The sequence below is a fragment of the Isoptericola hypogeus genome, from assembly GCF_039531145.1.
Taxonomy (GTDB): Bacteria; Actinomycetota; Actinomycetes; order Actinomycetales; family Cellulomonadaceae; genus Isoptericola; species Isoptericola hypogeus.
In genome coordinates, this window is record NZ_BAAAPM010000003.1 from 1,801,021 (window position 1) to 1,807,870 (window position 6,850).

The 6,850-nt window shown below is 73.6% G+C and carries 4 protein-coding genes and 1 pseudogene; 2 read left to right on the plus strand and 3 right to left on the minus strand.

All coding sequences use genetic code 11. The annotated features are described in order from the left end of the window. Nucleotides 1–19: 19 nt before the first annotated feature. Genes ABD254_RS10370 through ABD254_RS10380 form a run of 3 tightly spaced genes read right to left on the minus strand, consistent with a single transcriptional unit; the run spans nucleotide 20 to nucleotide 5,218 of the window. Entirely contained in the window at nucleotides 20–1,264 is a 1,245-nt protein-coding gene (locus ABD254_RS10370; RefSeq protein WP_344248221.1) for a glycoside hydrolase family 1 protein, read from the minus strand. 46 nt (nucleotides 1,265–1,310) lie between these two features. Further along, a complete protein-coding gene (locus tag ABD254_RS10375; protein ID WP_344248223.1) occupies nucleotides 1,311–2,957 on the minus strand; it encodes an alpha-amylase family glycosyl hydrolase in 1,647 nt (548 codons plus the stop codon). Next, nucleotides 2,954–5,218 (minus strand): beta-galactosidase, encoded by a 2,265-nt coding sequence (locus ABD254_RS10380; protein ID WP_344248225.1) that lies wholly within the window; start codon nucleotides 5,216–5,218, stop codon nucleotides 2,954–2,956. The genes ABD254_RS10375 and ABD254_RS10380 overlap by 4 nt, the downstream gene beginning before the upstream one ends. Nucleotides 5,219–5,355: 137 nt before the next feature. On the opposite strand from ABD254_RS10380, the gene ABD254_RS10385 reads away from it, so the two are divergent. Both ABD254_RS10385 and ABD254_RS10390 read left to right on the plus strand, forming a co-directional pair. Then, nucleotides 5,356–6,372: a LacI family DNA-binding transcriptional regulator gene (locus ABD254_RS10385; protein WP_344248227.1), complete on the plus strand. Its 1,017-nt coding sequence runs from the start codon at nucleotides 5,356–5,358 to the stop codon at nucleotides 6,370–6,372. A gap of 38 nt (nucleotides 6,373–6,410) precedes the next feature. After that, nucleotides 6,411–6,850 (plus strand): annotated as a pseudogene (locus tag ABD254_RS10390) (ABC transporter substrate-binding protein); the annotation flags it as partial.

Genomic DNA, 6,850 nt, shown 5'->3' on the forward strand with positions numbered 1-6,850 from the left:
CCCGCCGTCGCGCGCGGCTTCAGGAGGCGACGGCGGCCGCCACGGGGGCGACGGTCGCCTCGAAGACCGCCTCGGCCTCGGGGCGCGCCTCGGCGCGGGGGAGCACGCCGCGCTGCGCGAGGTCCCCGAGCCAGGCGAGGCTGGGCTTGGGCGTGCGGACGAACGTCTCGCGGTCGACGGCGATGAGGCCGAAGGTCGGCCGGAAGGAGCCCCACTCGTAGTTGTCGAGCAGCGACCAGTGCAGGTAGCCGCGCACGTCGCACCCGTCGTCGATCGCGGACGCCATGCCGCTGAGCGCCCCGGTCGTGTAGTCGATCCGGCGCGCGTCGTCCTGGGTGGCCATGCCGTTCTCCGTGACGATCATCGGCACGCCGCCGGTGACGTCGCGCGTGTGCCGCAGCGCGTGCCCGAGCGCCTCCGGGTAGTACTCCCAGCCCGTGAGGGTGCGCTCGACGTCGTCCGGGAACGGCACCGGGCCGTCCGGGCCGACGATGGTGCGCAGGTACGACTGGACGCCGACGAAGTCGTCGTTCCGCGACTGCTCGAGGAAGAAGTCCTCGCGCCAGTACCCCCACTCGTCGCGCTCGCGCTCGTACCCGGGGACGGCCTGGTAGACCTGGTTCGCCACGGTCCAGCCGGCCTTGACGTGCCCGAGCCCCCGCAGCACGTCCATCGACGCGTGGTGCGCGGCCGCGATGACCTGGGAGGCGTGCGGCGACGGGCCGGGGAAGTTCACGCCGACCTCGGTGTCGATCTTCGCCTCGGACTGGTTGACCATCATGTTGGGCTCGTTGATCGTGACGACCCAGCTCACGTCGTCGAGGATCTGCGCGGCCGTCTCGGTGAAGAACCGGAACCGGTCGACGGCGTCGGGCGCGTACCAGCCGCCCTCCTGGTACTGCCACAGCGGCACGGTGAAGTGGTGGAGGGTCACCACGGGCTCCACGCCGAGCTCGCGGCAGGTGTCGATCATCCGGCGGTAGTGGTCGAGCTGGGCGCGCGAGACCTGGCCCTTGGCCGGCTCGATCCGGGCCCACTCGAGGGAGAAGCGGTAGGCGTTGAGGCCGGCGTCGGCCAGCAGCCGCATGTCCTCGCCGTACCGGTGGTAGGAGTCGCAGGCGTCGCCGGACGGCTCCTGGACGTGCGTGTCGGGGGCGTTCTCCAGCAGCCAGTGCCCGGTGTTCGTGTTGCCGCCCTCGATCTGGTGGCCCGCGGTCGCGGCGCCCCAGAGGAAGTCCCGGGGGGCGGGGGTGGTGTGCGTCATGCGTGCATTCCTTCGGTAGTGCTGTCGGTTCGTGGGTGCCGTCGCGTCACGCGGCGGCGAGGTCGAGGACGGCGTAACCGTGCCCGTCGAGGTGCACGACGTCGCCGTCGAGCTGCAGTCCCCGCGCCTCGAGCGCGCGGGCCGTCGCGGCGCCGGGCACCGTGACGGCGGCGCCGTCCCGGCCGGGGTTGACGACGACGGCGAGGCTCCCGCCGCGCACGTACGCCATCGGGTAGCCGGTGGCGAGCACCTCGACGGGCGCGGCGGCGTCCAGGCGCTCGTCCGTGGTGCGCAGCCGGGCCAGCCGGCGCACGAGGTGCAGGTGCGAGTCCTCGTCGTCGAGCTGGGCGGCCACAGTCGGCCGGTCGGGGTCCGGGTCCTGCGGGAGGTAGCGGGACTCCGCGACGTCCGGCCCGAACGCCCCCGCGGGCAGGTCGCCCCACTGCATCGGGGTCCGTGAGCCGGCGCGGTCGTAGGTCGGGCTCAGCCGGGAGCCCTCGAGCGTCGGCGTGCCGGGCACGTAACGCATGCCGATCTCGTCGCCGTAGTAGATCGACGGCATCGACGGCCAGGTGAGGGTGAGCACGAGGGCGGCCCTCGCCTGCTCGGCGTCGCGCGCGCCCGCCACGAGGCGGGTGAAGTCGTGGTTCGACGTCGGCAGGCCCGTGACGCCGCCGCGCCCGGCGGCGGCGATCGCCCCGGTCGCCTCCTGCCAGGCCTGCACGAAGGTTCTCGCGTCGCCGCGCGCGTCGGCGTCGGCCCAGCTCGGCACGTCGCCCCACTCCGGGTTGATGGTCCCGGCGCCGTTGTTCCACAGGGAGCGCAGCGGCAGGCCGTCATCCTCCCCGCCGAACTGCAGGAAGAAGTCGGCGTGGAAGCCGGCCGGCACGGCCGAGCGCGGGTCGCCCCACTCGCTGACCAGGACCCGTCCCGGGTACGTGGCGTCCAGCCAGTCGCGCGTCTCGCGCCACAGCCGGCCGGTCTCCACGAGGCCCGGGTCGTCCTTGACGAGCGACGCGGCCATGTCCACGCGGAACCCGGCGACGCCGAGGTCGAACCAGTGCGCCATGATCTCGCGCAGCGCGGCCCGGTTGGCCCGCGGGCCCTCGGCGTCGACGGGCTGGCGCCACGGCTCGTCGGGGTGCGGGCGCGCGTACCCGTAGTTGAGCGCGGGCTGCACCGGGAAGAAGTTCGGCCGATAGAAGCCGCCGCGCCGCCCCGTGCCGGGCTGGAACCCCTCGACGGGGACGTCGCTCCACACATACCGGTGGTCGTCCGGGTCGTCGGCCGACGCGAGGAACCACGGGTGCTGGTCGGACGTGTGCCCGGCCACGAGGTCGAGCAGGACGGAGATGCCGCGCCGCCCGGCCTCCTCGGTGAGCCGCGCCATGTCCTCGTTCGTGCCGTACCGGGGCGCGACGGTGAGGAAGTCGGCGACGTCGTAGCCGGCGTCGGCGAAGGGGGAGACGAAGCACGGGCTGAGCCAGATCGCGCCGACGCCGAGCCACTGCAGGTAGTCGAGCCGAGCGGTGACGCCGGCGAGGTCGCCCACCCCGTCGCCGTCGGCGTCCGCGAAGCTCTGCGGGTAGACCTGGTACAGGACCGTGCTCCCGAGGCGGGGCGCCAGGTCCGTGGCGGGAGCGGCGGCCGGCAGGGTCCGGCCGTCGGCAGGTCCGGTCGTCGGGGCGGTCATCGGGCCGCCCCCGTCCCGCCGATCCAGCCGAGCGTCGCGTGCGCGGCGCCCGGCTCCTGGACCAGCCACGCGCCCGTCCGGGCCGGGAGCCGGAGCGGCTCGGCGAGCAGCGGCCGCCCGTCGCGCTCGAGCGTGACCTCGGCGTCCCATGGCGAGGGGTTGAGCGTGTGCACGACGCGCGTCCCGTCCGCCGTGGCCGTCGGCACGACCACCACGCCCGGCACCGACGTCGTCTGCCGCACCAGGGGTTCCGCGCCGAGCTCGGCGAGCAGGCGCTGCCACACGGGCAGCAGGCACGGGATGTCGGCGGCCACGACGAGCACCTGCCCGGCGCCGTGGGCCACCCGCACCACGCACGCCTCGCCGGCCCCCGGGGAGCCCGCGCCGCCCGCGACCCGGGCGAGCACGTCGGCGCCGTCCGGGACGCCGAGCGGCTGGACGAACCCGCCGCGCACCTCGGCCATCTCCAGGCGGTCGTCGGCGGGGACGATCGACGGGAAGAAGCCCACGCGCTCGTCGAGGCGGTCGGCGACCGTGAGGCCGAGGGCGTCCGCGAGCCGGGTCGCCGGCCGGTCGAGCAGGTCGCGCGTCGGCACGGGGCCGTGCAGGAGCAGTCGGCCACCGGCGAGCACCCACGCGACCAGCCGCTCCTGGATCTCGTCGTCCAGGTACGGGGTCGGCGCGAGGGCGAGCACGCGGTCGGTCGGGAGCGCCAGCGGGCCGTCCTGCAGGTTGACGGCGTCGGGCGCGAACCCGCTGACGGCGAGCGCGCGCGTGAGGATCTCGCGCGGGCCCGAGCCGCGGAAGCGGTCGAGCTCGGCGACGAACCGCCGGTCCCGCTCCGAGCGCGGGTAGTGGTACTCCGTCATGTAGTGGTCGGGGACGAAGCCGAGGGTCACGGGCGGCGTCTCGGGCCGCGCGGCGCGCAGCAGGTCGGCCTGGCCGGCGGCCGCCCGCGTCGCGTCCGCGAGGCGCGCGTGGCCGGGCGACTGCCGCCCTTCGGGGTCGAGGGGCGCCGCGAAGCCGTGCCGCTCGCCGGTGAACGCGACGCGGTCGTTGCCGTCGCCCACGGGCTCGAAGAGCCTCGGGTTCCGCCCGCCGGTGAGCAGGTAGTAGTTGACGAGCGTGTTGCCCTGCGCGAGGCAGGTCTGCAGCTTGAGCGGCCCAGCCTCCGGGCCGCTGTTCACGCCGAGCGACTCGCCGTAGTCGCCGCTGCCGACCTCGAACTCCATGCTGCCGGTCGGCTGACCCGGCACGGTGGTGGCCGCGACGAAGGCGTTCGACGCCCAGAAGCCGGGCAGCTTCTCCAGGGTGAGGTCGCCGATGTAGTAGTCGGTGCCGGGGATGACGTCGGTGTCGCCCTCCCACGTCTTGTAGAGCTGCGAGACGCCGAGCGGGAACATGCTGGCGGCGCCGCCCCAGCAGCCGTGGATGTTCACGAGGAACGGCACGTCGACGCCGAGCTCCCGCGCCCACGAGGCGAGGTGCCGGACGTAGCTCGCGTACTTCTCGCGCGTGAAGCGGCCGAGGTCGCGGTGCAGCGCGAGCACGACCTCGTCGTCGGGGGACCGCAGCGCCGGGCCCCAGGCGCCGGTGTCAGCCGGGTCGAGGCCGTAGCGCTCCTTGACGGCCTGCTCGCCCTCGGCCGCCACCAGCCACGCGACGAGGTCGGCGACCGTGCGGTCGGAGAGGTCGGGGGAGTTGGTGACCCACGGCAGCATGCCGATCTCGTTGTCGAGCTGGACGCCGACGACGGTGCCGCCGCGGCTCGGCGTTCGCGCGGCCAGCAGCGGGATCACGGCGTCGTACCAGCCGCGGCAGGCGGCGAGGTAGGCCGGGTGCGTGTAGTCGACGACCGTGACGTCGGGCGTGGCGCCGTCCCACGACGGGGGCACCACCTCGGGGTGGTCGCGGAAGAGGCTGTACGGCAGGCCCTCGTGCTTGAGCTCGGCCATGACGAACGGGCCGGGGCGAGCGACGACGGCGAGCCCGCGCTCCGCGCACAGGTCGAGGAACCGCCCCAGGTCGAGGTGCGGGCGGGTGCGCCCGGTGAGGTCGAACGAGCCGTCGGGCAGCTCGTGCACGATCCAGGGGATGTAGGTCGCGACCGTGTTGATCCCCATCGCGAGCGCCGCGTCGAGGCGGTCTTCCCACTCGGAGACCTCGAGGCGGAAGTAGTGGATCTCGCCGGAGAGGACGAGGTCGTCGTGCAGGGTCGGGACGCTCGGCGCGTGGGACGCGGCCGACGGCGTGGCAGTCAACGGTCTACTCCTTCGTAGGTGCTGAAGTGTGGCGGCGATCACCTGCAGACTTGCATGTAACCGGTACCACGGTCCATAGTGCGTGATGTAACCGGTTACATCAAGCCGGTTCACGCACTCGACGAGGAGGCGAACGCATGGCTGCATCGGGTCGTCCGACCGTCCGCGACATCGCGAAGCACGCCGGCGTGTCTGTCGCCACCGTCTCGCGCGTGACCCGCCAGGACCCCAAGGTGGCACCCCCCACGCGCGAGCGGGTCCAGGCGAGCATCGACGCGCTCGGCTACACGCCGTCGGCGCTCGGGCTGAGCCTCGCCTACCAGCGGTACCACACGCTCGGCATCGTGCTGCCCGGCCTCGGCGGCCCGTACTTCGCGGAGCTGGTCCAGGGCGTCGAGTCGGTCGCGGTCGACGCCGGCATCGCCGTGAACGTCCTCGGCACCCACTTCCGGCCCGACGCCGGCCGGTCCGTGCAGCAGCTCGCCCAGCGCACCGACGCGCTCGTCGTGCAGGGCGGCACCGCCGACGAGGACTTCCTGGCCGAGCTGGCGCAGACGATGCCGATCGTGCTGGTCGCCGCGACGTCCGACCGCCTGACGACGGTCCGCACCGACGGGCGGGCAGCGGCGCGAGAGGTCACGACACACCTCCTCGAGGCGCACGGTTACCGGCGCCTGCGCTTCCTGGGCTCCCCCAACGGGTCGCCCGACCCGACCTCCCGCTACCTCGGGTTCCGGGACGCGCTCGCGGACCACGGCATCGCCGAGGCCGGCGGCCCCCTCGAGTACGGGTTCGAGGCCGAGTACGGGGCGATGGCGGCCCGCGAGCTGCACGCCTCCGGCGACCTCCCCGACGCGCTCGTCTGCGCGAACGACGAGCTGGCCTTCGGCGTGATGGCGACGCTGCCCGGCCTCGGCCGTTCCATCCCGGGAGACATGGCGATCGTCGGCTTCGACGACAACTCCCTCGCCGGTCTCGCCTCTCCCACCCTCACGACCGTGCACCAGCCGACCTTCGAGCTGGGTGCGACGGCGGCGCGGATCGCGCTGGAGGCGACCGGGGAACCGGGCGCCGCCAGGCTCCCGCTGCCACCAGACGACCGGGTCCTCGAGACCCGGGCCGTGATCCGCGAATCCTGCGGCTGTCCCGCCTGACCGACCGACATACCAGTCTTCAACGAGGAAGGTTGTCCATGACCCCCACCACCCGTGGCCGCCGCGCGGCCACCCGACTGATCGCCTGCGCCGGAGCCGCCGCGCTCCTGCTCACGGGCTGCTCCACCGCCGACCAGGGAGGCGGCGCCGGCGCCAGCCGGACCACCGACGACGGCCGCATCGCCTACCTGAACATGGGCAACTTCTCGCCCTCGTCCAACCCCAAGCCGAACTACAACCCGTTCGTGACGACCGCCATCGGCCCCCTGTGGACGATCTACGACCAGCTGTTCGAGATCAACAAGTACGACTGCACCAAGGAGCCGCAGCTCGCCACCGCGTTCGAGTGGACGAGCCCCACGACGATGCGGCTGACCACCCGCGAGGGCGTCACGTGGAACGACGACGAGGCGTTCACCGCGGCCGACGTGGCGTACACCTTCACGCTGCTCAAGGACTACCCCGCGCTCGACACCAA